The sequence below is a fragment of the Capnocytophaga sp. FDAARGOS_737 genome, from assembly GCF_009730375.1.
GTDB classification, from domain to species: Bacteria; Bacteroidota; Bacteroidia; order Flavobacteriales; family Flavobacteriaceae; genus Capnocytophaga; species Capnocytophaga leadbetteri.
In genome coordinates, this window is sequence record NZ_CP046316.1 from 170603 (window position 1) to 196198 (window position 25596).

Genomic DNA, 25596 nt, shown 5'->3' on the forward strand with positions numbered 1-25596 from the left:
TGTCAGTTAGTTACATCTTGGTTCATCAGTTATAAGAGCTTTTTCAATTCTTATTTCTTCAAGGCGTTTTAGTTTCTTTTCTTTTACAAAATCGTATAGATAGTAATAACCATCAAAAGATACTATAGCAACATTCTCTCTTAAGTATTGTATACTATTATATTTAGGTTCAGCTATTATTTCTCCTTTCAGATTGATAAGACCTATACCGCTATCAGTATAGTATTTAGCAACCCCATTTTTAAAGGAGCTTACCCCTCTATTAGTAAACTCAAACGGAATCACTACCTCATTTTTTAGGTTGATATACCCCCATTTACCATCTTTGCGTACCGCAGCCAATCCTTCGCTAAAATTACCTACTTCTTCATATTCTAACGGAATTATTACCTTGCCATAGCCATCTATATAGCCCCATTTACCCCCTTTTTTAACCCCAAAAATACCATTACCACTCCAATTGTTTATAAAACCATCATAGGTATCTAATAAATTACCATTCAAATCATAGACCATATACTTACATTCCTTACGTACCCCTACTATGTAAGTGTTGTCAGAAGGTTCAATCACATCGGCATCAAAATCTTGAATAACAGGTTCTCCTTTAAGGTTGATATATATGTAATCTCTCACTTCCATTACTTTAGCCAAACCTTGTCGAAAGGCAAAAGCATCTCTGTAGGTAGCAGGTATCACCCATTCATTTTTAGTATTGATATATCCCTCTTTGCCATTCAATCTTGCTACAATAGGAATATTGTCATCTATCTCATCGGTGTAAATCCAGCGATAGCTTATAGGGATAATTTCTTTCCCTTCAGAGTTAAAAAGACCTGTTTTATCATTAAGAGTTACTGTATAGCCATTTTTGTTAGAGTTTATAAATGAATATTTTAAGGGGAGTATTATAGTACCTTTTTCAGAAACCACCCCATATTTCCCATTCTTCTCAACAATAAACTGACCTTCACACCCAAATCTTATAGAGTTATAAGTTCCTTTAAGAATGGGTCGTAAATTTTCGTTATACACCCAGCAGCCTTTTGTTTTACCACAAGCAATGATGTATGGTTGTTTTTGTTTTATAGAATTAAAAGTAGGGGCTAACACTGTTTTTCCCTGCAAATTGACCAATCCTAACTTACCCTTTTCTTCAAAGATAAAGTATTTAGGTTGTGCCAACCCCATAAAGCCACACAACAGCAAGACTAATTTGATTATTTTCATTATTTTCATATTTGCTAATTTGTTAAAGGTTAAAATTTGTTTAAGTCTCTCCCCAAAGTTTTTCGTGTATGCTAACCGTCACCTCTCCCCATCCCACTGACCATCCCATCTCCCCATTCTGCTGACCGTCATATCTCCCCATCCTGCTGACCATCCCATCTTTCCTTCCTGCTGACCATCACCTTTCCCCATCCTGCTGACCGTCACATCTCCCCCTTTGAAGGGGGCTGGGGGGATGTTAATCGTCAAACCGTCACCTCTCCCCCTTTGAAGGAAGTCCGCGAGCTGGCGCAGCGGAGTATGTGCAAGGGGGGATGTTAATCGCCAAATCGTCAAATTTGCTAATTCCCTAATTTGTTTGGCACGAGTTATAGGCTTGCGCCAGCGGTGGGTAAAAAAGGCTTCTCTTCTAATGTTTCTAAATTGAGTGTGCTAAAGTTGTGATTTTTATCTATCAACAGTAATGAATTGTTGAAAAACTCACTAAACCCTACTCTTCCTAATTTGTATTTTTTGTAGGAAAAATCATTGCGATTGACGATGAACAACCAATTGCCATCTAACAAATAGACCGCTATATAATCAGGATTATCAGAAAGACATATTGAAAAAAGTGTTTTGCCACTAAGCTTTTCTTTTTCTTTAAAATTGATACGCCAAACTTCCTCGTCTTCATTGTTCATATACACTAAGATATTACTGCCTAAATAGTAGTAACCTTTGTTGTCGCAAGCTACTTTACAATCAGATATACGTATTTTTTTATCAGTAGGTATGGCTGAAAACATAAGTGTATCAAAGTTGAATTTGTACAGATTAGGCTGTCTGAAAGCACTAAAATACACCGAATTACTTGCAGGATGATAAGCAGTGTTACCCCATTGTGTTTTTTCGTCGAGAATAGCTATTACTTTACCCGTTTCGACATCTACACAAAAAGGGTTTCCATAAATATTCTTATAAATATCGCTTTTAGTTACTGAAAATACTTTGCTACCTTCTCTATCAAGACAAGGATAGATAAAAGTATGATTATAAATGGTATTTGTTATAGTTTTTTTATCAACATCAACCATAAGTAATGGTTCATTAGTGTCAATACTACGAGAAACAGCTATGGTTTTTCCGTTATCAGCTATAGCCCTAACCATATAATCCTTGTATAAAGAATCTTTTAGCACACAAAATGCTTTTTCTTTATCAAAATCCCGACACCAAATACCCTCTTTCCCAAAGTAGTATCTGTGCCAAAAATACATTCGTCTGTTAGTAAAATCTGTAATTATACTCATTTTATTGATTTACTGATTTGCTAATTTGTTCGAGGCTCTCCCAAAAGTTTTTCGTGTATGCTGACCATCCCATCTCTCCGTCCTGCTAACCGTCACCTCTCCCCGTCCTATTGACCGTCACATCTTTCCATCCTGCTGACCGTCACCTCTCCCCCTTTGAAGGGGGCTGGGGGGATGTTAATTGTCAAATCGTCACCTCTCCCCGTCCTATTGACCGTCACATCTTTCTATCCTGCTGACCGTCACGTCTCCCCCTTCGAAGGAAGTCTGCGAGCTGGCGCAGCGGAGTATGTGCAAAGGGGGGATGTTAATCGCCAAATTGCCAAATTGACTAATTAGTCAGCTCAAACCGTATTTTCTTCGCATTCTTCAGCGCCTCGTGACTGATAAAATACGATTTGTAAGGCTTCCCATCGATGTAAATATTCTTAATGTAAATATTTTCGGGCGAAGCATTACTTTCTATTACCAAATCACCAGCAGGATAGTACTTCGGATCGCGTTTGAGGGTGATTTTAGTGAACTTAGGCGAGGTAAAAGTATAGTTAGGCTCAGCAGGAGTAATAGGATAAAAACCTGCCATACCATAGATAAGCCAAGCCGACATTACCCCTGTATCCTCATTCCCTGGCAGTCCCGCAGGTTTGTTTTGAAAATACTCATTGATAAGTTGGTCTACTTTCTGTTGGGTCTTCCACTCTTTACCTTTAAGGAAGTTGTACAGATACGGATAGGCAATATCAGGTTCGTTAGCCATATCGTACTGCTTACTGTCAAAAATATGGTCGAGTTGCTTTTCAAAAGGCTTTTCACCACCCATTAGCTTAATCATTCCTTTCACATCGTGGGTTACCATATATACGTATTGCCACGCATTACCTTCTATGTAGCCCACATTTTCTTCAAAGTTAGCCCCACTTTCAGGGTTGAAAGGCGCATACCATTTGCCATCAGCGTGGCGCGGACGCAATAAATGGGTTTCTTTGTCAAATAGCTTTCTATACGAATAAGCCTGTTGATTAAACTTCTCGTAATCAGCTTTTTTGCCTAACTTCTTAGCTATTTGTGCAATAGCAAAATCAGCCGCATTATACTCTTGGGTAGTTGATACCGGACCTCTTACACCCCCATCTACACTCAGGTAACCCAACTTCCAATACTCTTTCACCCCTGGGCGTATAGGATTGTTTTCAAGCGTATTCGCCCCTTTTAGCATCGCCTCGTAGGCAGTTTGTATGTCAAAATCGGTCAGACCGCGCAAATAAGTATCTGCCAGTACTATGCTGGCAGGGTCGCCTACCATCGTAAAGGTTTCTGTGGAATTGAGTTCCCATTTAGGCAGCCAACCGCTTTCTTTATAAATGTCGAGCATCGTGCGCACCATTTGCAGTTGCTGTTCGGGGTAGAGTAGGGTCAGCAGTTGGTGGTAATTCCTATAAGTATCCCAAAGCGAGAATACCGTATAACGCTCGTTGCTTTTGCCTATTTTGTTGGTTTTGCTTTCGGGGTAATCGCCATTAACATCATTTAGTAAGTTCGGGTGAATAAGCGCGTGATACAGAGCCGTGTAGAAGATAGTTTTCTGCTCATCAGTACCCCCTTCTACGGTAGCGCGGAGGGCATCGTTCCACGTTTGGCGGGTAGCGGTGTACACCTCATCGAAAGTGCGGTTGCCTATCTCTTTCTCAAGGTTTTCACGAGCGTTAGCTATACTCACGTACGAGATGCCCACTTTTAGTTCCACCACCTCTTCTTTGTCGAATTTATAACGGAAATAAGCCCCAATACTATCGCCTACCACCTCGCGGGCAAATTGCTCTTTTAGGCGCGTATCGCCGTTGTACCACATCCATTGGGCTTCCACCCCTTGGTGTTTTTCAGGCGTATGCCATACCCCGTATGAGGGGGCAACTTTGTTCACTTTAGCTACGAAATACACCGGATAAGCCAGCTCCGGACTGTTATAGCAGAAAGTCCCTACCATACGCATTCCTTCCACCTCGGTAGGCGATACGAATTTCAGCATAGCCCCCTTTTCGTTTGTAAGTCCCAACCCAAGATTGAGCAGCAAATTGGCTTCTCCTTTCGGGAAGTGATAGCGAGTAATACCAGCCCTTGTAGTGGCGGTAGCTTCAGTTTTGATATGATATTTAGTAAGGAAATTGCTGTAATAACCAGCTTTAGCCACCTCATTTTGGTAGGTTGAGCCATATTTTAGGTGATTTACCTCCAATTTACCAGTAGTAGGCATTGCGATAATCACCCCGAGTTCAGGACAACCAACACCGCTGAGGTTCACGTGGGTAAGTCCGGTGAAGAAGTTGTTTTCATTCACATAAGGGTTTGAAAGCCAACGACTATCTTTTTCAAGTGGAGCTTTCACGCCAGTAGTATCGAAAGCCACGTTAAAGGGGGAGATGCTAAGCATACCGCGAGGTGCGATAGCCCCAGGGTGAGTAGCCCCAAAGTTAGACGTTCCAATAAGCGGATTGATATAATCCACAGGTTGCTGCTGAGCGTGTATTGATAGAGCCACCCACAGAGCGGCGAAAGAGAGTACTTTTTTCATTAGTCTAAAACGCTAAAAATGGTTAATCAGGCTACAAATATACGACTATTTTTTGAAGTTACAACCCTAACACCCTTTTTTATACCCCAAGTCAATTCCATTGCCTAATAACTTCGTTTGTTAATGCTAATGAAGTTTTTTTCTTTACATAAATGAAGAAATAATAAAAAACGCTGGTCTATTTTTTTAACCAGCGTTTTTTGTTAAAACCTAATGTAAAATCTATAATTATCTTAGGATATAGACATTATTACTTGCATTTTGTCTATAATAAGCTGCTGCAATTTCTTTAATAGCATTTATGCGATATTTTTCTAAAGAAACTTTATCCTTATATTGTTGCATCATAAAATTCCATTGTTTATCATCTTCTGCTTTTATCTTATTTTCTATAATACTAATTTGCTTTTTAGCTTCATTGTAGCAAGATGTAGAGGGATCTACATTCATTAATATAGATAAGGCTTCTTCATAATTTTTATTAGCTATTAAAGCACTAACTTTTTGAAGTTGTTGTTTACAATTTTTCTCTTGGTATTTATTGTAAATTTGTAATGCGTTTTTTTGAGCATTAGAATAACACTCTTTTACCTCTTCTGGAATACTCAACAATAAAGCAATAGCTTCTTCATACTGTTTTCTTTGAGCAAATCCTTCTGATTTCTGAATAATACTATTACAATTTTCTTTATAATAAGAGATTATTTCTTTTTTTCCTTCTGAAATAAATTTTTTCAATTCAGCAGATTTGTTATTTATTTTGTTAATAGCATCAATAACCGCTTTATCTTTTCCCATAGCACTACCTTTTAAAGTAGAATAATAAGAAGAAAATATTTTACCTGTTGTGTTTTCTTGTATAATTAAAGATAGATCTAGCCACACAACATTTATATTCTTCATTCCTCCCTCTATAACTTCGCTATTTTGTAAAGAAACTTTAGGAGTTATAGTAAAATTTCCATAAGTAAAAGAAGATATACCTTCAGAAGTTATTGTTTGTTCAATTCTTTTTGTTAATAAAGATTGTTGTGCTTCAGATATATCACTTTCAATGGGAGCTATACTCAAAGTTATTTTTCCAACATCTGAAATGGTTTGAGCTGATAATAGTTGGAAAAAAGATATAAATACAAAAAATAATGTTATTTTTTTCATTATTCAAATTTATTTAATGATGATGAAAATAGTATTGCCTTTTATGTCTCGTCCCACTTCAAGCCCTAAAGTTTTAAGGTATTTAATAAGAAGAGAAGCAAATTTATTTGGATTATAGTTACGTCCGTTACTTTGATCTTTTAAAGGGATTTTTACATCGTCAAAAATCATTCTTAAATCAGTAGTTCCTTGTATATGATAATTGTTTTTAAAAGCATTTTCTTCCATCCAAGTTTCTAATAAATCAGAAAATAATTCATCTTTAAACTCAGAAGATGTATTATAATGAGAACTTTCAGCAAAACTAATATCTACAATAATAGATTTTCCATTATTTACAACATCTGTAAACTTTGTCTGCATAACATTTAAAAAGTCATCTATACAACTTTCTACAGCTTTTGAAGCTAATCTTCCAAAGTCATCAGAGTAAAACTTTCCACTTTCGCATACTTTATTAGAAAGAGAATTTCCTGTTGATACTTCATAACCCGTAAGTATAATTTTGATTGAGTTTCCAGAACTTCCTTTATGTATAACAACTTCAGAAAGAACATAGATATCAGCACCTGACATTTCAATAATCTGTGTTTTTAAGTCATTTTGATTATCAGAAGTAAAAATAGAATTATCTTTTGCACTTTTCAATTTGGCAGTAAAATCAACAGTTGTAAAACCTCTGTTATCAAACCCTTCCTTAATTTTTGTAATAGCTATACGCTTATCTGCATCTTCTTCTAAAATAGTACGAATATCTTCACCTTCTTTTACAAATGGAATGACCATAATTTTAGGCTGAACAGTTATTACTTGTCCACCGCTATCTGTTGCTTTGTTTTGAGCATTTAATGAAAAACTCAAAACAAATAATAAGAAAAATATTTTTTTCATTTTAATAACCAAATTTTCTAATTACACCGTTTTGCTCTAAGTCTCTTCTTAAAGCATTGACATTGATCTTCATTACAATATCTAATTGCTTATTTCCTCTTATATTTTTAGAAATATTACTTTCTTGAGACAGTATGAAAAATGTCTTATAAAATCCTTTATCAAAAAAATTTGAAAAGTACTCCTTATACTGTACTAAACTTTGATTTTCATTAGGGACTAATGGAATGTTAAGGCTATTACTATTAGCAATCCCTCTAAACAATATTGTTTGCATTACTAATTTTTGTGCTTGTTCTACTCCTTTATCACTATTTTGACTAATAGTTTTAAGTGTTATTTCTCCTTTATTTTCAGATATTAAAAGTATATTGGGTGTTTGATATTGAGTAACTTTACAACTACTCAATAATACAAAAAGTACAAAAAAATAAAATAGATTATGTTTCATTTCCTTATTGATTTTTGTAAGGAGTTGCTTACATAAAGCAACTCCTTATGAAGTTATTGTTTAAAAGTAACTTTTAGGTTAGCATTAGTACTTATTTTTTCTTTCAGCAGTTTATCCCCTGATTTGATAGAACAAGTTGAAAAGTTTTCATCTTCAACTTTTTCTACTTTTAGTTCTGCAACATCTTTTTTGCGCTTAAGTTCTTTGCCATTTACATTTATCATTGTTTCTTCATAAACCTTCAAAATATTACCTTTTTTTACGCCAGATGAACTACCTCCAGATACTAATAACTTCCCTTTATCTTGTTCTTCTACTATTGCAAATTCAACAGGAAAGTTCTTAAGTACGAACTCTTCAATTTGAGGAGACATTTTATCAAGAGTCTTTTTAAAAGCTTTTTCTTGACTTGTTAAAGAACCTTCTGTCTCTAGTGCTGCATTTACAACTCCACTTAATAAAGTATTACCAAACCCTCCTGATTTTGGAGTTAAATTTTCAGAAGCTATGATCTCTCCTGTTTCAACATCAATTGCTTTTATAGAAATTAAGAATTGACACTTGTCGCCTGTATTTACATAATCAGATAATACACTTGAAATTAGGTATTTAGCACCTATACTTTTAGACTGTGAGATTACGGAGCCATCTAAAAAGTCTTCTGTTTTTTGAAGTTCTCTTTCTCGTTTTAAAGACTCCATTTTAGATCTGTCTACAATGCTAAATCGATTAGTTTTTAAAAAAGCATTTGATAATTCTTCTGTCACCATTACAGTTTCTTTTGTAATTTGACCATTTGCTCCATTAGTAGGAAGTATTCCTACTGAAATTTTTTCTGATTGTGCATTTACAGCTATTGTAGTTGTAAATAATGTGATGATTGTTAAAAATGTTTTTCTCATTGAATAAAGAAATATTAAAGTTATTCCCTACTCTTTTTAGGCTTTTCGGGATTTCGCCTCTTATAAAAATAGCTATTTTTTTAGTTACTGTTTTATATATGTTTTTGAAAAACTATATTCATTCCCTTTCTTATCCTTTTCCTTCCCTGATATCGTTAGATGATTTTTTGAAAGAGTCGCTGTATAAGAAAAGTCACCTTCTGCCGTCTTAAATTCAATTTTATTGCGAACAGCTTTATAATTTCCTGATACTACACGTACTCTACAAGTTTTTCGGCCATATTCTTCTTCAAATCCATACTTGCTATGAGTGAATTCTACACTACCAAAACTTATATGTTCATCGCTAGTACAATAGTCCAGTTCTTGTTTGACATCATTAATTGTTATACTTTCTATTATATAATTATGTCCAGATAGCTCATTATTAGTAACAGCATCTTTTACACAAGAAACTAATAAAAGTAAGATACTGATAATAAAGAATAGATTCTTCATCTGATAAAATATTAGTGTTATTCCCTACTCTTTTTAGGCTTTTCAGGATTTCGCCTCTTATAAAATAGCTCTTCGGATAGCTGCTTTATTCGTAATATTCATAGCTAAAAAATAAAAACAAATCAATGTTTTAAGGCATTGCTTCTATAATATTAGCGTATTTATTCCACTGGTTTGCAGCTTTATATTCTAATACACTATTTGCAGGCACGTAAATTTTTTTGATTTTATTTTTAAGTAAAAATGGACTATCTAATTCAGGCGGAATGCTTCCCTCTAAAGTGATAGTAATAATATTGTTAGCAAAAAAAGCAAAACCATTAATTTTTCTAACATTGTGCGGAATAGTAATATGCTTTATAGCTTTACAATCTCGAAATAAGAAATTATCAATAGTAATAAGTGTTTCAGGTAGCTTTACATTTTCTAAAATATCACATTCAGAAATAAAATACCCTCCAATGCTTTTCATATTATTAAGTAATGTGATACTTTTTAACTTTCTACATTGATAGAAAACAATAGGTTCTATATTAGTAAATATAGATACAAAAGTTACTCCTTTAGGAATTATAATTGAAGTTAAGCCACTATTACTGAAAGCAAGCTCTTCAATTTGTACAACAGCATTATTAGGAATGTTAATATTACCCAATGAATAACAATGAGCAAAAGCAAGAGTACTAATATAGGTAATACTATTAGGGATATTTATTTCTTCTAATAGCTCACAACCTTTAAAAGCTGACTTATAAATTACTTTTAGTCCTTTAGGAAGTGTTACACTTCTTAATGATTTACAATCTGCAAAAGCTTCTTCTCCAATGCTTCTAACTCCTTCTTCAATTACTACCGATTGTATATATTGGTTGTTACTAAAAGAAAAGTGAGTAACAGTACTTGGTATTGTAATATGCTTTAATGAAATACAGTCTCTAAAAGCTGTTTTGATTGTTTTTAAACCTTTAGGAAGAGTAATAGAGGTTAATGCCTTACAATTATCAAATGCAGTAGCTTCAATACTTGTAATCCCTTCTTCAATTATTACCGATTGTATATATTGGTTATTACTAAAAGAAAAGTGAGTAACAGTACTTGGTATCGTAATGTTTTTTAAAGAAGGACAATCGTTAAAAGCTCCTATTTCAATAGCTGTAATATTTTTAGGAAATTTGATACTCTCTAATGATTTGCAACCATAGAAAAAGCTATTGGGGATACTACTCATTTTATTGAGAAAAGTAATGCTTTTTAATTTTTCACATTGATAGAATGTTGTGAAAAAGTTGAATTGGTTAGGTATAAGGGTTACTTTTTCAGGAATGGTAATTGATGTAAAACCACTATTATGGAAAGCCCCATCTTTTATACTTTCTACACTATTAGGAATGTCAATACTCTCTAATGATATACAATTATAAAAAGAGTTCTGTCCTATAGATTTTAAGTTTTGAGGAAGTTTTATCTGACTTAATGCCTTACAATTACTAAAAGTTCGATCATTAATAATTGTTACCTCTTCAGGAATTACAATTGATTTTAGGGCTTCACATTGTCCAAAAGCATTTACACCAATATCGGTAAGTTTATCAGGTAGTACAATTGACACTACTTTCTTACAATTTTCAAAAATATTATCACTAATTTTGGTTACCTCTTTTAGTACTTTGTCCTCTTGCATATTAATGCTAGTAGCCTCGGTATTAAACCACTGCATTAAAGTTTTTTTGTCAGGGCTTAGCAGATAGTATTTAGAGGGAATTTTTCCCTCTTCTTTATTTTTCTGATAACTGATATTGCCTTTCCCATTGTTGTCAATAGGTAGAGATTTATCACTTTTAGAACAATTAAACGATAAACAACCGAATAAAAATAGAGTAAAAAATATCTTTTTCATTATTATTGATATATTAAAATCAATTAATACACTTAGTGCCCAAAAAGTTTCACCTTTTTAGACTTAGGAGTTTTTATAAAAGCCGAAGATTTATTCTTTTTTTAGAAGAAGTCGCATACGGCAAAGGAAAGCACTTTTTTGCAAGTACTCCCTTTGCGCTATAGGCTAACCTATTCTGTGTTGCTATCGAAAGTTTCCAGTTTTCAGATAACAGAACAAAGCTAACGCCTTTTCTTAAATGTATAAAATAGTAGAAATAAAAAAAGCGTGAGTAACACTCTTTGTCATCTGAGGTACTGGAATCACCTTGCAACACAAATAGGTTTCACTCACGCCTATAAAGGCGATGAGCATTACCCTTTTGTACTGTGTCGCAATGAAAGTTTCCAGTTTTCAGATAACAGAACAAAAGCTAACGCTTCTTATTTTTTCTATATTTTAGGGTGCATAATTACAATAAAAACACAAAATACACAAATTTTTTAACATTTATTTTATGTATAATCTTTCAACTATTTCACAATCAATAAGATATAATTTGAGAAAATAGGTCTCCACACTCCCACTTGTCCCACCTGTCTCACCTGTCCCACTTGTCCCACCAGTCCCACCTGTCCCACCTGTCTCACTCGTCCCACCCCTCCCACAATCGCCCCACACCCGTCTCACCTGTCCCACCTGTCTCACCTGTCCCACTCGTCCCACCCGCCCCACTTGTCCCACAATCGCCAGTGCGGCTCGCACTCCCACTTGTCCCACCCGTCCCACCTGTCCTACCTGTCCCACAATCGCCAGTGCGGCTCGCACTCCCAATCCTCCCAGCCTTCTCAGCCCTCCCATCTGCCCACCCCTCCCAGAAAAATTTTCTAAATACACTTACCCTATACAAACACTATACAAACGATACAGGAAGAGCGAACGATAAGCGAACGCTCACCGAAGTATAAACGTCTACTAATCGCCCTCAAAAAAGAAAAAAACACTGCTTTTGCCAAATCCCCCACTTGATAATTTTATAACAAAAAAGTGTTTTAGTGAGATATTTTTTTCTCTTCCTTGCATTTTAATAAATAAAATAATACCTTTGCCACCTTGTAATAATAAAAATCAAAATGAGGAAATTAAAACAGTTATTCACTTGGGGCTTCTTCTTTTTGGCGATATTTTCCGTATCGGCTCAAAATGTGCAGCTTTCAGGTACAGTGAAAGATGAAGCTGGCACGCCTCTCTTAGGTGTGTTTATTATGATTAAAGGCACTCAGCGAGGAGCCACTACCGACACCGACGGTAAGTACACCCTCAATGCCAGCGTAGGCGATGTGCTCGACTTTACGTTTCTCGGAATGAAAACCGTACAGAAGAAAGTAACCGCCAATACCAAAAAGCTCGATGTAGTGATGAAAGACGACGTACAAGAGCTCGAAGAAATGGTAGTTACCGGCTATGGGGCTCCTAAGCTCGCCAGCCGTACGGTAGCGCAAGTAGCGCAAGTGCAGGGCAAGGACGTAAGTGCAGCACCTGTAGCCAGCGTATCCGATGCGCTACAAGGCCGCTTAGCAGGGGTTGTCGTTACCAGCGATTCGGGTCGCCCTGGTAGCAATAGCGATATCCTTATCCACGGTTATAACAACTTCCAAGGGGCGCTACGCGGTGAAAGAACCCAAGAACCCCTCTATATAATGGACGGGATTGCTGTTAGTGCCAATGTGATGAGCCGATTCAACCCTAATGACATCGAGAGCATTACGGTGCTCAAAGATGCAGCTTCAACCTCTATCTATGGGGCACGTGCGGCCAATGGGGTCATACTCATCACCACCAAAAAAGGGCGTAATAACGAGCGTACTAATGTTACTATCAGTCACCAACTCGGTTTTACGGCACTTACTAACGCTAGCCGTAAGTTCTTCGATGATATGATGACCCCTCGCGAGTATATGGATTTCTGGATAGAAAAAGATCCTCAAGCCGTAAACTTGGCAGCAGGCAAGTTCACTTCAAACAAGGATGTTGCCAGACAGTCAGCAGATAAAATCTTAGCTGCCAATCCTTACAATACTCGTTGGGATAAGGTTTTCTTCAGAGATTTCGTACCGTTGATTCGTACCGATGTCTCTATCTCTGGGGGTACTAATAATAGCTCTTATTACCTATCATTTGGGCACTTCAGCCAAGAGGGTTCTACTTCACCTCGCAGCGATTACCGCCGTTATACCGTCAATGGTAGTATCAATACCCAAATCACAAATTGGTTAAAAGTAGGTTTCTCATTTGCTGCCGGACATACTGAGCGCGAAGGCGGCTCTTCTCTCAATATGCCTAAGGTGATAGCTTTGCCGCTTTACAGTCCTACTTACGAAGATGGCAGACGCAAGAACTATATCCCTGGTATCACTAGCCGTTCAGCTGGTTTCTATCACCCCGACTACTATGCCGAAACACACCCTACCGAGTCCTTCAACGATGACTTTTTGCCATCAGGGTTCGTTACCATAGAGCCTATTAAAAACCTTATATTCAAAACACAAGGAGGGGTACAATACGGCTATGGCGAATCAGAACAAAGAGAATTGCCATCGTTTATAGACTATAAGTTCTACGATGATCCTAATCCTTACACTTTTGTCTCTAACAACCGTACCCTTCGCAAAACGCTTACTAATACATTAGAGTACCGCTTTTTGTTAGGTGAAGCTAAAAAGCACAGCTTCAATGTGTTATTGGGGCAAGAGTCTGTCGAAAACAGCACTAAACAATTAGATGCGGCTACTTATGGGCAGCCTGCCGAAGGACTTACAATGCTCCGTCACGGTAGTAAAAATAAAAGAATAGAAGACCAAAAGTCAGTAAGTACTTTCAACTCTTACTTCGGAAGATTAGAGTACTCTTACAATACCCGTTATTTCGTAGATTTATCAATGCGCCGCGATGGTTCGTCAGCCTTTGGTAAGAACAATCACTATGGTAATTTCTGGGCGATAGGTGCGATGTGGAAGCTAAAACAAGAGAACTTCTTAAAAGAGGTGAAATGGCTTTCAGACCTTAATTTGCGCTTCAGTACAGGGCTTTCAGGAAACGCTTTAGGGGGCTATAACCACATCACCACTGTAAAGCCTGACAATTTCTACCAAAGCAAAACAGCTTATACCGTAGGTAAATTAGGGAATCCTGACTTGCGTTGGGAAGAACAACGCAAAACTACTGTAGGGCTAAACTTGGTGGTAGATAGAGGTACTTCTTTCAACATCGAGTACTACGACCGCGAAACCTATGATATGATTTCTAGCCGCGACCTCAATAGTACCACTGGGCAAGTTCAATTCTATGACAATGCAGGGGGTATGCGCAATCGTGGTGTCGACTTTACTTTCTCGTCAGTAGTTTACAGAAGTAAAAATCAAGACCTAACAGTGCGTCCTTACTTCAACGTAAACTATAACAAACAAGAAGTAACCGCCCTTTTTGGCAACAAGACCTCTAATGTGATTCCTTCTTCTGAAATAGGGTATAAGTTAGGGCGTGCGCTCGAGTGGGCTGCGGTTATCCCTAAAGGGGTAAATCCTGATACCGGACAAATGGAGTACTATATACCAGGTGATGACCGTATGGAGCAAGTAACCGATGATAATAGGGTGTCAACTACTTACGATTCTAGTAAATTAGGACAGACTACAGGCAAGAAAATGCAAGCACCTATCAATGGTGGTTTTGGTTGGAATGTAAGCTATAAAACATTCTCGCTCGATATGGCATTCTCTTTTTCGTTAGAAAGATACAAATGGAATTACGATATGAAGTATACCGAAAATCCTGACCAGTTTGGCGATCACAACCTAAGCAGAAAGATTTTGGATTATTGGAAAAACCCAGGTGATAACACTCGTCACCCTAAGATAAACACTACAACATTTGTAAATTCATCTGATGCGCGTATGATACAAGATGCATCGTTTATGCGTCTAAAGAATATTACCCTTAGCTACAGCCTTCCTAAAGAGGTTATTAAGCAGATACGATTCTTTGAAGGGGTACGCTTATATGCTACGGCTCGCAATATCTTTACGCTTACCAAATATGAGGGGGCAGACCCTGAATACACTAATCCAATATCATCAGGGGGCTATCCTCCTTCACGTCAGTTTACTTTAGGGGTTGATGTTAATTTTTAAAAATGCAAAACAATGAAAAAGATTTATAAAATAATAACTTTAGTAGTGGCTCCTTTGTTTTTCGCAGGCTGCTTTAGCCTAGATCAACAGCCTTATGAAGATTTGAGCCAAGCTAACTCGTTCAAAACGGTACAAGATGCACAGTTTTGGGTGAATGGTATGTACAATACCTTGCGTACAAACGTATACGGAAGTGCGATGTATGCTACCGATTTGCAAGCTGATTTCTTGAATATGACCAAAAGAGATGGTACTAACGAAACGATTACCAATTTCCAAAACTGGTCATTATTCACAGTCAATAACGGAGCTACAGCTGCTATTTGGCAGCGTTATTGGAAGGCGGTACAAGACATCAATATAGGTTTAGAGGGTATTCCTACCATTGCTATTCCACAAGAGAATTATCGCACCGATTCGGCACAAATAAAGCACAATTTAGGCGAATTGTATTTAGCACGAGCTTATTATTACACTTATCTAATTACACATTACTGTCCTACTGACGAGGCTTCAGCATACGGACTGCCTTTGTTAAGCGGGCCTACTATCAACAACTTCCCTAACAGAAGTACAGTAGGTCAGACGTATGATTTTATTTTAGCCGATATAGCGCAAGCAGAAACCCGTCTCAGCGATGTAACAGGCTCATTAGGGGCAGAGAAGTTTACTAAAGATGCAGTGGCAGCACTCAAAGCGCGAGTATTGCTTTACAGAGGCAAATGGGCAGAGGCTTATGCCGCAGCTACTTCTATCATTGGCAGTCGTTATAGCTTAGTAACCAGCAGTAGTGATTTAGAAAAAGTATGGAAAGATGATGATACTGCAGAGAGTATTGTACAGCTTTATGCTAAATACGATGTAGGTAATACAGCAGAGTTACCCTCAGCCAATGACATTTATTTGGGCTACCAAAAAGAGTGGAATTATAGATTGCGTAGGTATGAAATAAGGTATTTGCCAAGAGTGGTGCCCACTCAAGATTTTGTAGATTTGTATAATAACAGCGATTATCGTAAGTCTATTTACATCAAAAAGCTTTTTGCTAATTATGGTAGTGTTACTTTCACCGATTTGTATTTGGTAAATAAATACCCTGACAATCCTCTTCTAAAGCAAACATCAGGTACTTCGTCTACTTATATGCACCGTCCTAAAGTATTTCGTATTGCCGAGATATACTTAATAGCAGCCGAAGCCGCTTATAAAAACAACGATCAAACCAATGCTAAAATCTATTTGGATAGGTTGCGTGCAGCGCGAGGCATTGGCAGAGTCACCTATACCGACCTTTGGGCAGAGATACAAAATGAGCGTAACCGCGAACTTGCTTTCGAGGGCTTCCGTATGGCAGACATCAAGCGTTGGAATTTAGGGGTAGTACGTGGTACTCCTCAAAATCTGAATGCCATAGTATCAGATCCCGCTGACCAATATCATCAACTGAATATTCCAGCAGCCAATTATAAGATGGTTTGGCCACTTCCTCCAAGTGATATCCTTTACGAAAGAGGCAGAGCCAACTGGCAACAAAACCCAGGCTGGTAGATAATTATAATATACAAACAAAACGGCTGTACTCCATAGAGTACAGCCGTTTTATTTTTATATTAGTATTTTTGTTAATTAATTCCTCCCCAGAAGAAATAAGCTATTATCGAGATAAAGATAATAGAAAGAATATTGAGTACAAATCCTGCTTTTATCATATCGCGTTGGCTTACCATTCCCGTACCAAAAGCAATAGCATTAGGAGGGGTAGCCACAGGCAGCATAAAGGCACAAGAGGCACCCAATCCTATGATGAGCGAAAGCCCTAAAGGATTCACTCCTAAACTTTCAGCTACCGATATAAATATAGGCACTAACAGAGCAGCACTAGCAGTATTTGATGTAAATTCGGTAAGGAAGATAATAAAAGTAGCTACTAAAAGCCCAATCACAAAATGGCTTTGTCCTGCTATCAGAAACTGAATAGAGTCTACTAATGCCTTACTTGCCCCTGATTGGGTTAGGATAAGGCTTAAAGAGAGCCCTCCACCAAAGAGCATTAGCACTCCCCAATCGGTATTTTCTTGTATTTGCTTCCATTCAGCCACTCCGGTTATACATACAGCTATAGCGGCTATCATAGCTATTACAGCGTCAAAATCACCTATCTTGCTGATGCCTAATAAAGAAGACAGTTGTACATTTAGGGTATCACCAAATATCCAGCATAGTGCCGTGACAGCAAAAATAAGAATAGTGATATACTGCTTGCTGTTAAGTTTATCAGTTGTTACCTCTGGTGTTATTTTGATATTTAGTTTAGGGCGGAATATGAGGTACATAGTACCCAACATTAAGGGCATTAAGCCTAATACGGTAGGCATACCATATTGCAACCATTCAGAAAAACTGATTTTAAGTTGTGAGGCCACAATAGCATTCGGTGGACTACCCACCAAGGTGCCCATACCACCTATACTTGCACTATAGGCTATACCTAATATAACAAAGGCATAAGTACCTTTATTACTTTTGTAGTCTATATTTTTGAGCATCCCGATGGCCAAAGGGATAATCATAGCAGCAGTAGCAGTATTGCTAATACCCATTGATAGGAGAGCGGTAACTAATAATAGTAAAAAGACTGCAACCATAAAGTTGCCTCGAGCTAAGGCTATCACCTTATAAGCGATGTATTTGTCGAGTTGTTGCACACTTAGTGCTGTGGCAATGGCAAAGCCCCCAAAAAACAAGAAGATAGTAGGGTTGGCAAAGGCTTGCAAAGCAGATTTAGTAGTTTCTAAGCCTAATAGTATCGCTATTACGGGTATTGAAAGTGCTGTAATAGTGATGTGTATAGCTTCAGTAAGCCACAAGATAGCTACGAAAGCTAAAAGAGCTAGGCCTTTGTTAGTTTCTGCAGGGTAAGGTAAGAAAGCATATAGTAAAGAGGCTATGAGTATAGCTATTACTATAAGGGACGGTTTTCTAATCATTTTGGTTAAGGACATATCAAATAGTTTTAGAGTTTTGTTTAAAAAGGTAGGTAGGAGAGTAGTTACGATTGTTGTGTTATGATAATAATTCCTTTTTGCAGCAAGAGATTGTTGGGTAGGGTTATCTCTTCGCCTTTAGCTGTTTTTAGTAGGGTATAGAAAGATCTGATATCTATAATTTTAGCTTCTATAGGGAATTCTTTATCTACGAATCTAATAGTGTTACCTATTCTGAAAGGGGAAGAGAAAAATATTATAATTCCTGCAGTGATATTGCTCAATATAGACCATTGAGCAAAAAATGCCACACCTATCACCGTAAGTACAGACGATACGAAGAGAAATATTTGCTCTGGTTTAATACCCCATATAGAGACTAAGGTAAGCACCGCCAAGGCATAGATAAAATAGTCGATGTACTTTTTTACCAATTGAGTACGGCTCTCACCAAAGTCTGCTTTTCTTCCGAATTTTCCAATAATAGAATTTACCAAATAACGCAATACTACAAATACTACGATAGCTATTACCGTAGCAATAATCTGATATAGATATTGTTGTAGTATCATAAAAGGGGTATTACTTGGCGATATTTACTGCCCTCGTTTCGCGGATAACGGTTACTTTCACCTGTCCTGGGTAGGTCATATCAGTTTGTATCTTTTGCGATAGGTTAAATGATAGTTCTGCCGCTTTATCATCAGTTACTTTTTCGCTTTCTACTATTACGCGTAACTCTCTACCAGCTTGTATAGCATAAGCTTTCTTCACACCTTGGAAAGTGAAGGCTGCGTCTTCGAGGTCTTTTAAGCGTTGTATATAAGAGTCAAGCACTTGGCGGCGCGCTCCTGGGCGTGCTCCACTGATAGCATCGCATACTTGTACGATAGGCGATAGTAGAGAGGTCATCTCTATTTCGTCGTGGTGTGCCCCTATGGCATTGCATACTTCTGGTTTTTCGCCGTATTTCTCAGCCCATTCCATACCGAGTAGTGCGTGAGGAGTTTCACTTTCTACTTGTGGCACTTTTCCGATGTCGTGTAGTAGTCCGGCACGTTTGGCAAGTTTAGGGTTTAAACCTAATTCTGCAGCCATAACCCCACATAGTTTAGCTACTTCGCGAGAGTGCTGTAATAAGTTTTGCCCATATGAAGAACGATATTTCATACGCCCTACACACTTCACTAATTCAGGGTGTAGTCCGTGTATACCGAGGTCTATCACAGTGCGTTTCCCTATTTCAACAATTTCTTCTTCTATTTGTTTAGTAGTTTTTTCTACTACCTCTTCTATACGAGCAGGGTGTATACGGCCATCGGTAACGAGTTTGTGTAATGAAAGGCGTGCTATCTCGCGGCGTACAGAGTCAAAGCAAGAGAGGATAATTGCTTCAGGGGTGTCGTCTACTATTATCTCTACCCCAGTAGCAGCTTCGAGGGCACGTATGTTGCGCCCTTCGCGCCCAATGATACGGCCTTTTACTTCATCAGACTCGAGGTTAAATACCGATACACAATTGTCTACTGCCTCTTCAGTACCGATACGTTGTATGGTATTGATGATAATTTTGCGTGCCTCTTGGTGTGCAGTTAGTTTTGCTTCTTCAATAGTGTTTTGTATATAAGCCATTGCATCGGCTTGTGCTTCGCTACGCAGCGAATCAGTTAATTGCTTTTTGGCCTCTTCAGCAGAAAGTCCTGAAATAACTTCTAACTGTAGCACTTGGCTTTTGTGTAGGCGGTCTATTTCCTCCTGCTTTTTGTCGAGTGTTTGCAGGCGGTGTTCAGCCTCTTGTGTTTTAGTTTCTAACTCGTCTTTTAAACGTTTGTTTTGGGCTAACTCGTTAGATACTTGCGATTCCTTATCGCGAATACGCTTCTCTGCCTCTGCCATTTTCTTGTCTTTAGCAGCGATAGTTTTTTCGTGTTCTGATTTAAGTTCTAAGAATTTCTCTTTGGCTTGATAGATTTTTTCTTTTTTGATGTTTTCTGCCTCGTTTTTAGCATTTTTGAGTAGAATGTCGGCTTCGCTTTGTGCATTGAGAATAATTTTTGAAGCGTTCTTCTTCTCAAGAACTTTTGCTATGCTAAATCCTACGAATAGCGCAATGATAAAAACGGCAATGATTACTATAATACTTGTACTGTCCATCTTTTGGTATATGATATAAAATTGATTATATAAAAAAAGCCTATATTGATTAGATTGTTTCACGTAAAACTCTGAGAAACAGGTTTAGGGATACTGGGTGGGGCAAGTATCCGCAACGCAATGGCGGCACGCTTTAGCCACTCCAACTCACCCTTTTTTTTAATGTTAATGTTGAGTTTACCGAAAGGTTAATCAATATAGGCAGTAAGTTTTTCTTATGTAAAAGAACTTTTATTTTAAGCAAGACTATTAAGCACAGCATAAATATCCTGTAGCTTTTTAGTTATTTGCTCTTGTTTGTCATCTTCGTCCAGCTTTTCTTGCGAGGCTTGGCGCGCTAGCACTATTGCACACATAGCTATAGCGTCTTGCTTGTCGCGCAGGTCGTAATGCCGCTCGAAGGTTTGAATCATTTCATTTATCTTTTTAGCCGCCAATCTAAAACTTTCCTCTTCTGAGGGGTCAATGGAGAGAGGATAGAGCCTATCGGCTACCATTAGTTTGATATTCAGCAAATCCTTGTCCATTGCATTTATTTAGAAAGTTGTGCTATGCACGCATCGATTTCGCGTATGAGTGCATTTATTTTCTGTTTTGTTTCAGTTTTATGTTCTTTACTGCCCAATATGCGGTTCGCTACTTTCAGGGCATCATTCTGCTTCTTCAGTTCAGAGAGGTTGTGTTCACACTCTTTTTTTTCTTCAAGGAGACCGTTTATACACTGCTTTAGGCTTTCGTTTTCCTCCTTCAGTGCCTCTATATTCTTCTTTAGCAATACGGTCTTAGCCTCAATTAAGTCCACTAATTGGCTTATATTACTCATCAGTAGCGATACTATAATATTTGGCGCAAAGATAGTGTATTTTTAAAATAAAAACAATTTTTTTAATAGATAATTGAAAAATATACTTTTAATAGTCTCACTATCAGCACCTAATTGTGTTTATTTCTGAGCTTTTTGGGTAGACTTCCAAATATATACTATTTGCACTATTATCAAAAAAGCATTGGGTAGAATCACAGGAATGCTCATTATACAATAGCCGTATATTACAAAGAGGATACACCCCACAAGGTTGGTAAGGCGTATATACAATAAGTTGTCTTTGATGATAAAGCTCAAAACAACAAAAAAGGAGGCTGCATAACCTATAAAATCAATCATTTTCTTGTTTGTTTTAGTCGGGTTTGTCTTCTTAGCCAAAACATTGCTACTGCGGCTATGGCAAAGATGATATACATATAAGGTTTGCCTTGTGTAGCATTCCACAGCTGATACGCCTCGTAGGCGCAATAAAGGGCAATTGCCAAATAGGCGTATTCAAAAAAGATACGTGCATTCATATTTTATTCGTCTTTGTCTTCAATAGATAGAATACCAGTAGTTTTATGGGCTTTTACGGTTGAAAATTTCTTGTCGAAGTCCATTCCTATTCCTTTGGTAACAGTACCTTTTTTGGTGTCGGTAAAGGTGAACTCTCTGTCGGTAAAAATCCAGTCTTCTTTTTGGTCCCAAAACAGTTGTGCTGTATTGAGTTTTTTGCCATCGTAGGTAGTCAGCACTACGCTGTCGCGCAGCTCTACCATATCAGCACTCGGGTAGATGATGCCGTACTTTGCCTGCACGGTATTCTTATGGCGGGCTTGGTCGTAAAATTCTACCTTAACTCCTTCGGGGAACTCAGAATAGGGCATTTGTTGGTTTGAAAAATCCTTGTTCAGAGGGCTAGTCAGTACAGCTACTACTTTAGAAGAGTCGGTATATACCAACTTAAAGTCGTAGGCTTCTCCTTGAGGGAATTTCTTCTGCACACTTAGTTGCTGAAGATTTTTCATATCATTACTACACGAAAAAAGCATTGCCATACCCAAAGGTATGACAATACTTTTCATTAATTTGTATGTAATTATTTTCTTCATATAATCGCTTGCAAATTTGTTCATTTTCAAATCTGCTTATTACCACTACAATCTTGGTACAGTAACAGACTGTCCTACCCAGCATTTGAAGCTGATAGTTTTGCCAGCTAAGCCAGACTCGAAGATGTCAGCTTTGCTTGGAGCAAGAGCATCATAGCGAGCTGCTAAACTTTCCAAACCTCCTTTGCGTGCCATTTGTGCCGCTAACCAGTATACTGCTCTCTTCTCAAAAGAAGTGCTACCACATTCGTTAGCAGAACTTGCGTAGGCGTGTGCCATTATACGGTAAGCATCAGAGTTTGAAGGGTTGTAAGTTAAGGCTTTCTGAGCGTAACCTACAGCTTGTGCTTTGCTGTGCTTAGAAGCTATTTTGATAAGCAACTTAGATTTTTTAAAGTTATCTGTCTCAAGGTTTACAGCCTCATTGTAATACTGTATCGCTTTAGAGGTATTGCCATCTTTGTCGCTCATAACCCCTAAGTAGTAAGCTGAGTTAGCTGATGGTTTCACGTTGTGTAGTGAAGTTACTATCTTAACGAATAGAGGGTCTTTAGTACAGTCTTTATCAGACATTTTTCCAGCAGCACGACGTAGCCATTCTTCGTTAGTTTTGTTAGCCTCGAAGTTCTTAGTATACAATGGAATAAGGTTTTGGCAATCGGCTAACTGCCCTAATTTAGCATCTACACTTTCGGCTATAGTTTCGTAGTTATCTACACGTTTACGGCTTGCGTCTAATGTTTTCTTATCTTTTTCGCTGATAATACCAGCTTCTTCTTGAGCTAAATACTGGTTGATAGTAGCAGAAAGCTCATTCTTTTCGTCTTGTATTTTTTCTGATACGTTATCGTAAGCATCGAATACTTCTTGTAATTCTTTTTGTCCTTTCTCGTGTAGAGCTACCAATTCAGAGAAGTACAAATAAAGAGCTTTTTCGTTCTTGAAGTTAGCTCTGTCTTCAGTGAAAGCCTTGTTTAGCAAGTCGTATATTTCTTGTTCGCTACCAGCATTTTCGTCAAACATAAGTAGCGCTTGGCGTATGCGCATATCGGTAGTTGATAGGCGAGTAGGGAATAGCTTATTATAGTCGGTGTATAGCTGAATAAGCTCTTTTACAGATTGAGCTTTTTGTCCTGCAGTATTGTTTTTGATACGGTCTTGCAATATGCGTTCGCCATAGGCAAAAGTAGCATAGTGCAATGAAGGGCATTGGGTGTACACTTCTTTCCATATAGGGTATGCCTCGTTGTAATTTCTAGCTTTTGCATACTCACTAAATATAGAAAGTTTTTGCTTTAGTTCATCATTGCTTTTGCAATCTTGTGCTTGCACGTTCGCGGCGAAGAAAAAACTCGCGGCGATAGTGGCTAATAAAATTCTTCTTCTCATTTTCGTTTGTTTTTATTGATACTTTGTTTTTTGGAACCACTTATCATTTAAAGTGAATCCTATTTTTAGGTTGAAATAATTCTCTTTCAGCAATCCCGCACTTAGGGTACCGCGCTTGCTGTACTCGAATACGGTAGTGATGTTAGAAAAGCCTTTCACTGGCAAACTAAGTCCAAAAGACGTGCCAAATTTGGTGAGGGCTTGTCCGTTAAGTACTGTGCCAGTGTTTTCGTAGTGAAATCCTGCACGGTAAGTTACTCTTTTCCAATAACTTGTGAATGAGTTGTAGTTAGGTATCCAAAATCCACCTACTTCTATTTTATAGCTGTCTTTGTAGCTTACATTAGTAGTAGTTAGGAATGGATTAGCAAATTTGCTGGTGTTAGCATAGGTGTATTCTAATCCGGCAAACCATTTTTGTTGCTCGCCTATCCCTATACCTGCTTCTATTTGGCTGCCCATTGTTAGGTTTGTTTTCTTGATGCCTTGCGCGCTAAGGTTTACTTGTTGCACCTCGCGTACCGATAGCTGGGCACCCCCATTTGAATTTGAACTTGAAGCGTAGCCTAAGGTAGAGATACTGCGCTCGTTGTCAGACCTTAACACACTTTGAGGGGTGTATACTAATGAACTGTAGAGGTGCAATCTGTGTTGTAAAGGGTGTTCGTAATAAAGTCCGAGGTTGAAAGTAGCGCCTTTTACTACTGATTTGCTGTCTTCTTGAGTAAAGAACTCTACATTGCGCAACTGCTGTATGTCAGTCATTTGTATAGTACCGAAGTTGTAGCGAACAGTAGCCCCTAAACTGAAGCCTTGGCGAAGTTTATAGCCAACTGAGGCAAAAAATTGGTTTACGTTGCCATTGCCCTGATACTGATAGGTAGTGCCATAGGTTTCTGATTTTAGCTGGTAGCCCACTGATGAGTAAGGTACTAAGCCAAAAGAAACGCCTAACCTATCAATAATAGGAAATCCTAAGGTGAAATAATCAAAAGCTGACGAACGGGTGTTGACACTTGTGTTATTTGTAACAATTTTTTTTGATTGCATCGTCATACCTGCTGAAAAAGCCGTGTATTTCAGTTCTGATAGGGTAGCAGGATTTTGCATATTTACCCTTGTACTATCGGCAAAGACACCGATATTTCCCATAGCGCTCTCTTCAGCTATACCGTTGAAATTGCGTTCGCCTACTCCGTAAAACGAGTAAGGAGATTCAGTAGTCTTTTGAGCAAGTGCGCTGTAACTTACTGATAATAAGGTGATGATAAGTGTAATTAGCTTTTTGTTCATAGTTGTTTTTGATATTCAAGAATAGCGTTTAAGCCCTCCAACAATACGAATGAGCCTGCAAATATCCGATTTTTTATTCTTTTCTCCAAATAAATCTGATTTCCACCTGTGAGAATAGTTGTCAAATCGGGGTATTTTTGGGTGTATTGGGCTATTACGCCGTCTATTTCGCATACGATATTATTATATACTCCTGAGAGCATACAGTCTCGGGTGTTAGTGCCTATAAACTGCTGATTGTCAAAATCTTGTTCGCTTATCAGCGGTAGTTTAGAGGTGAAATGGTGCATTGCTTTTAGGCGCATTGCTATGCCTGGGGCTATAGCGCCACCGAGGTATTCATTTTTTTTATTCACAAAGTCGAAAGTTAAGCACGTACCAGCATCAATAATAAGGGTATTATGCTGTGGGAAACGACTCACCGCGCCTGCTACTAAGGCGATGCGGTCGATGCCTAAGCTGTGGGGGGTAGCGTATCGGTTAGTGAAAGGCACGGGTGTCTGTGCGCTCATCATTACGCAGTGGCTTACTAATGATGAGAGGAAGCTAAAACGCTCTTCAGCCTCAGCTACGACTGTAGCGATAATGGCGTGTGTGCAGTCTTGTAGCGGAACTCTCGCCAAGAATTGCTGCTGAAAGTTGTCTTTCTCAAAGGACTCGAAAAACTGTTGTTTACCTCCGTCGTAAACGGCTACTTTTATAAGGGTATTCCCCTCGTCAATTACTAAATTCAAAATTTTCTATGATTGTTTTAAGGACTCTAACAATTCTTTACCTACATATTAGCTGCTTTTTACAT

At 37.9% G+C, this 25596-nt stretch carries 23 protein-coding genes; 2 read left to right on the plus strand and 21 right to left on the minus strand.

The annotated features are described in order from the left end of the window. Positions 1-6: 6 nt before the first annotated feature. The 10 genes from FOC45_RS00785 to FOC45_RS11920 form a co-directional block, all read right to left on the minus strand. Positions 7-1239: a WG repeat-containing protein gene (locus FOC45_RS00785; protein WP_009390928.1), complete on the minus strand. Its 1233-nt coding sequence runs from the start codon at positions 1237-1239 to the stop codon at positions 7-9. 359 nt (positions 1240-1598) lie between these two features. Beyond that, positions 1599-2522: a hypothetical protein gene (locus FOC45_RS00790; protein ID WP_009390932.1), complete on the minus strand. Its 924-nt coding sequence runs from the start codon at positions 2520-2522 to the stop codon at positions 1599-1601. Between the two features lie 331 nt (positions 2523-2853). Further along, entirely contained in the window at positions 2854-5091 is a 2238-nt protein-coding gene (locus tag FOC45_RS00795; RefSeq protein WP_009390934.1) for a GH92 family glycosyl hydrolase, read from the minus strand. A gap of 228 nt (positions 5092-5319) precedes the next feature. Further along, positions 5320-6249 carry a hypothetical protein gene (locus FOC45_RS00800; RefSeq protein WP_009390935.1) on the minus strand — a complete coding sequence of 310 codons (930 nt, stop codon included), beginning with the start codon at positions 6247-6249 and terminating at the stop codon, positions 5320-5322. A gap of 9 nt (positions 6250-6258) precedes the next feature. Then, positions 6259-7140 carry a DUF6175 family protein gene (locus FOC45_RS00805; protein WP_009390936.1) on the minus strand — a complete coding sequence of 294 codons (882 nt, stop codon included), beginning with the start codon at positions 7138-7140 and terminating at the stop codon, positions 6259-6261. 1 nt (position 7141) lies between these two features. Further along, on the minus strand, positions 7142-7591 hold the full coding sequence (locus FOC45_RS00810) for a hypothetical protein (RefSeq protein WP_009390937.1): 450 nt from the start codon (positions 7589-7591) through the stop codon (positions 7142-7144). A gap of 53 nt (positions 7592-7644) precedes the next feature. Beyond that, positions 7645-8493 carry a CsgG/HfaB family protein gene (locus FOC45_RS00815; protein WP_009390938.1) on the minus strand — a complete coding sequence of 283 codons (849 nt, stop codon included), beginning with the start codon at positions 8491-8493 and terminating at the stop codon, positions 7645-7647. Positions 8494-8577: 84 nt separating this feature from the next. Further along, the gene (locus FOC45_RS00820) at positions 8578-8991 is read right to left on the minus strand and encodes a hypothetical protein (RefSeq protein ID WP_009390939.1); all 414 of its coding nucleotides are present in this window, start codon (positions 8989-8991) and stop codon (positions 8578-8580) included. 130 nt (positions 8992-9121) lie between these two features. Further along, the gene (locus tag FOC45_RS00825; RefSeq protein ID WP_009390940.1) at positions 9122-10888 is read right to left on the minus strand and encodes a leucine-rich repeat domain-containing protein; all 1767 of its coding nucleotides are present in this window, start codon (positions 10886-10888) and stop codon (positions 9122-9124) included. A 489-nt stretch (positions 10889-11377) separates the two neighbouring features. Continuing rightward, on the minus strand, positions 11378-11728 hold the full coding sequence (locus tag FOC45_RS11920) for a hypothetical protein (protein ID WP_009390943.1): 351 nt from the start codon (positions 11726-11728) through the stop codon (positions 11378-11380). Positions 11729-12000: 272 nt separating this feature from the next. On the opposite strand from FOC45_RS11920, the gene FOC45_RS00830 reads away from it, so the two are divergent. Beyond that, positions 12001-15057: a SusC/RagA family TonB-linked outer membrane protein gene (locus FOC45_RS00830; protein WP_009390944.1), complete on the plus strand. Its 3057-nt coding sequence runs from the start codon at positions 12001-12003 to the stop codon at positions 15055-15057. A 12-nt stretch (positions 15058-15069) separates the two neighbouring features. Further along, positions 15070-16605 (plus strand): RagB/SusD family nutrient uptake outer membrane protein, encoded by a 1536-nt coding sequence (locus tag FOC45_RS00835; protein ID WP_009390948.1) that lies wholly within the window; start codon positions 15070-15072, stop codon positions 16603-16605. A 74-nt stretch (positions 16606-16679) separates the two neighbouring features. On the opposite strand, the gene FOC45_RS00840 is transcribed toward FOC45_RS00835, so the two are convergent. The 11 genes from FOC45_RS00840 to FOC45_RS00890 all read right to left on the minus strand — a co-directional run bounded on the left by FOC45_RS00840 (position 16680) and on the right by FOC45_RS00890 (position 25531). After that, positions 16680-18059, minus strand: coding sequence for a DASS family sodium-coupled anion symporter (locus tag FOC45_RS00840; RefSeq protein WP_009390950.1), 1380 nt, complete (start codon positions 18057-18059; stop codon positions 16680-16682). Between the two features lie 47 nt (positions 18060-18106). Continuing rightward, positions 18107-18613: a mechanosensitive ion channel domain-containing protein gene (locus FOC45_RS00845; RefSeq protein ID WP_009390951.1), complete on the minus strand. Its 507-nt coding sequence runs from the start codon at positions 18611-18613 to the stop codon at positions 18107-18109. A gap of 10 nt (positions 18614-18623) precedes the next feature. Then, positions 18624-20195 carry a ribonuclease Y gene (rny, locus tag FOC45_RS00850; protein WP_095914157.1) on the minus strand — a complete coding sequence of 524 codons (1572 nt, stop codon included), beginning with the start codon at positions 20193-20195 and terminating at the stop codon, positions 18624-18626. A gap of 236 nt (positions 20196-20431) precedes the next feature. Further along, positions 20432-20722 (minus strand): cell division protein ZapA, encoded by a 291-nt coding sequence (locus FOC45_RS00855; protein ID WP_009390953.1) that lies wholly within the window; start codon positions 20720-20722, stop codon positions 20432-20434. A 5-nt stretch (positions 20723-20727) separates the two neighbouring features. Continuing rightward, positions 20728-21018 carry a hypothetical protein gene (locus tag FOC45_RS00860; protein ID WP_008623307.1) on the minus strand — a complete coding sequence of 97 codons (291 nt, stop codon included), beginning with the start codon at positions 21016-21018 and terminating at the stop codon, positions 20728-20730. Between the two features lie 120 nt (positions 21019-21138). Further along, the gene (locus tag FOC45_RS00865; RefSeq protein WP_009390954.1) at positions 21139-21360 is read right to left on the minus strand and encodes a hypothetical protein; all 222 of its coding nucleotides are present in this window, start codon (positions 21358-21360) and stop codon (positions 21139-21141) included. Then, complete coding sequence (locus FOC45_RS00870; protein ID WP_009390955.1) at positions 21357-21539, minus strand: hypothetical protein; 183 nt, start codon at positions 21537-21539, stop codon at positions 21357-21359. The genes FOC45_RS00865 and FOC45_RS00870 overlap by 4 nt, the downstream gene beginning before the upstream one ends. Positions 21540-21542: 3 nt before the next feature. Continuing rightward, on the minus strand, positions 21543-22088 hold the full coding sequence (lptC, locus tag FOC45_RS00875) for an LPS export ABC transporter periplasmic protein LptC (RefSeq protein ID WP_370513653.1): 546 nt from the start codon (positions 22086-22088) through the stop codon (positions 21543-21545). Between the two features lie 72 nt (positions 22089-22160). Next, on the minus strand, positions 22161-23504 hold the full coding sequence (locus tag FOC45_RS00880; protein ID WP_009390957.1) for a hypothetical protein: 1344 nt from the start codon (positions 23502-23504) through the stop codon (positions 22161-22163). 12 nt (positions 23505-23516) lie between these two features. Continuing rightward, positions 23517-24797 (minus strand): membrane protein, encoded by a 1281-nt coding sequence (locus tag FOC45_RS00885; protein WP_009390958.1) that lies wholly within the window; start codon positions 24795-24797, stop codon positions 23517-23519. Next, positions 24794-25531, minus strand: a complete 738-nt coding sequence (locus tag FOC45_RS00890; RefSeq protein ID WP_009390959.1) for a type III pantothenate kinase — start codon at positions 25529-25531, stop codon at positions 24794-24796. The genes FOC45_RS00885 and FOC45_RS00890 overlap by 4 nt, the downstream gene beginning before the upstream one ends. Positions 25532-25596 lie beyond the last annotated feature (65 nt).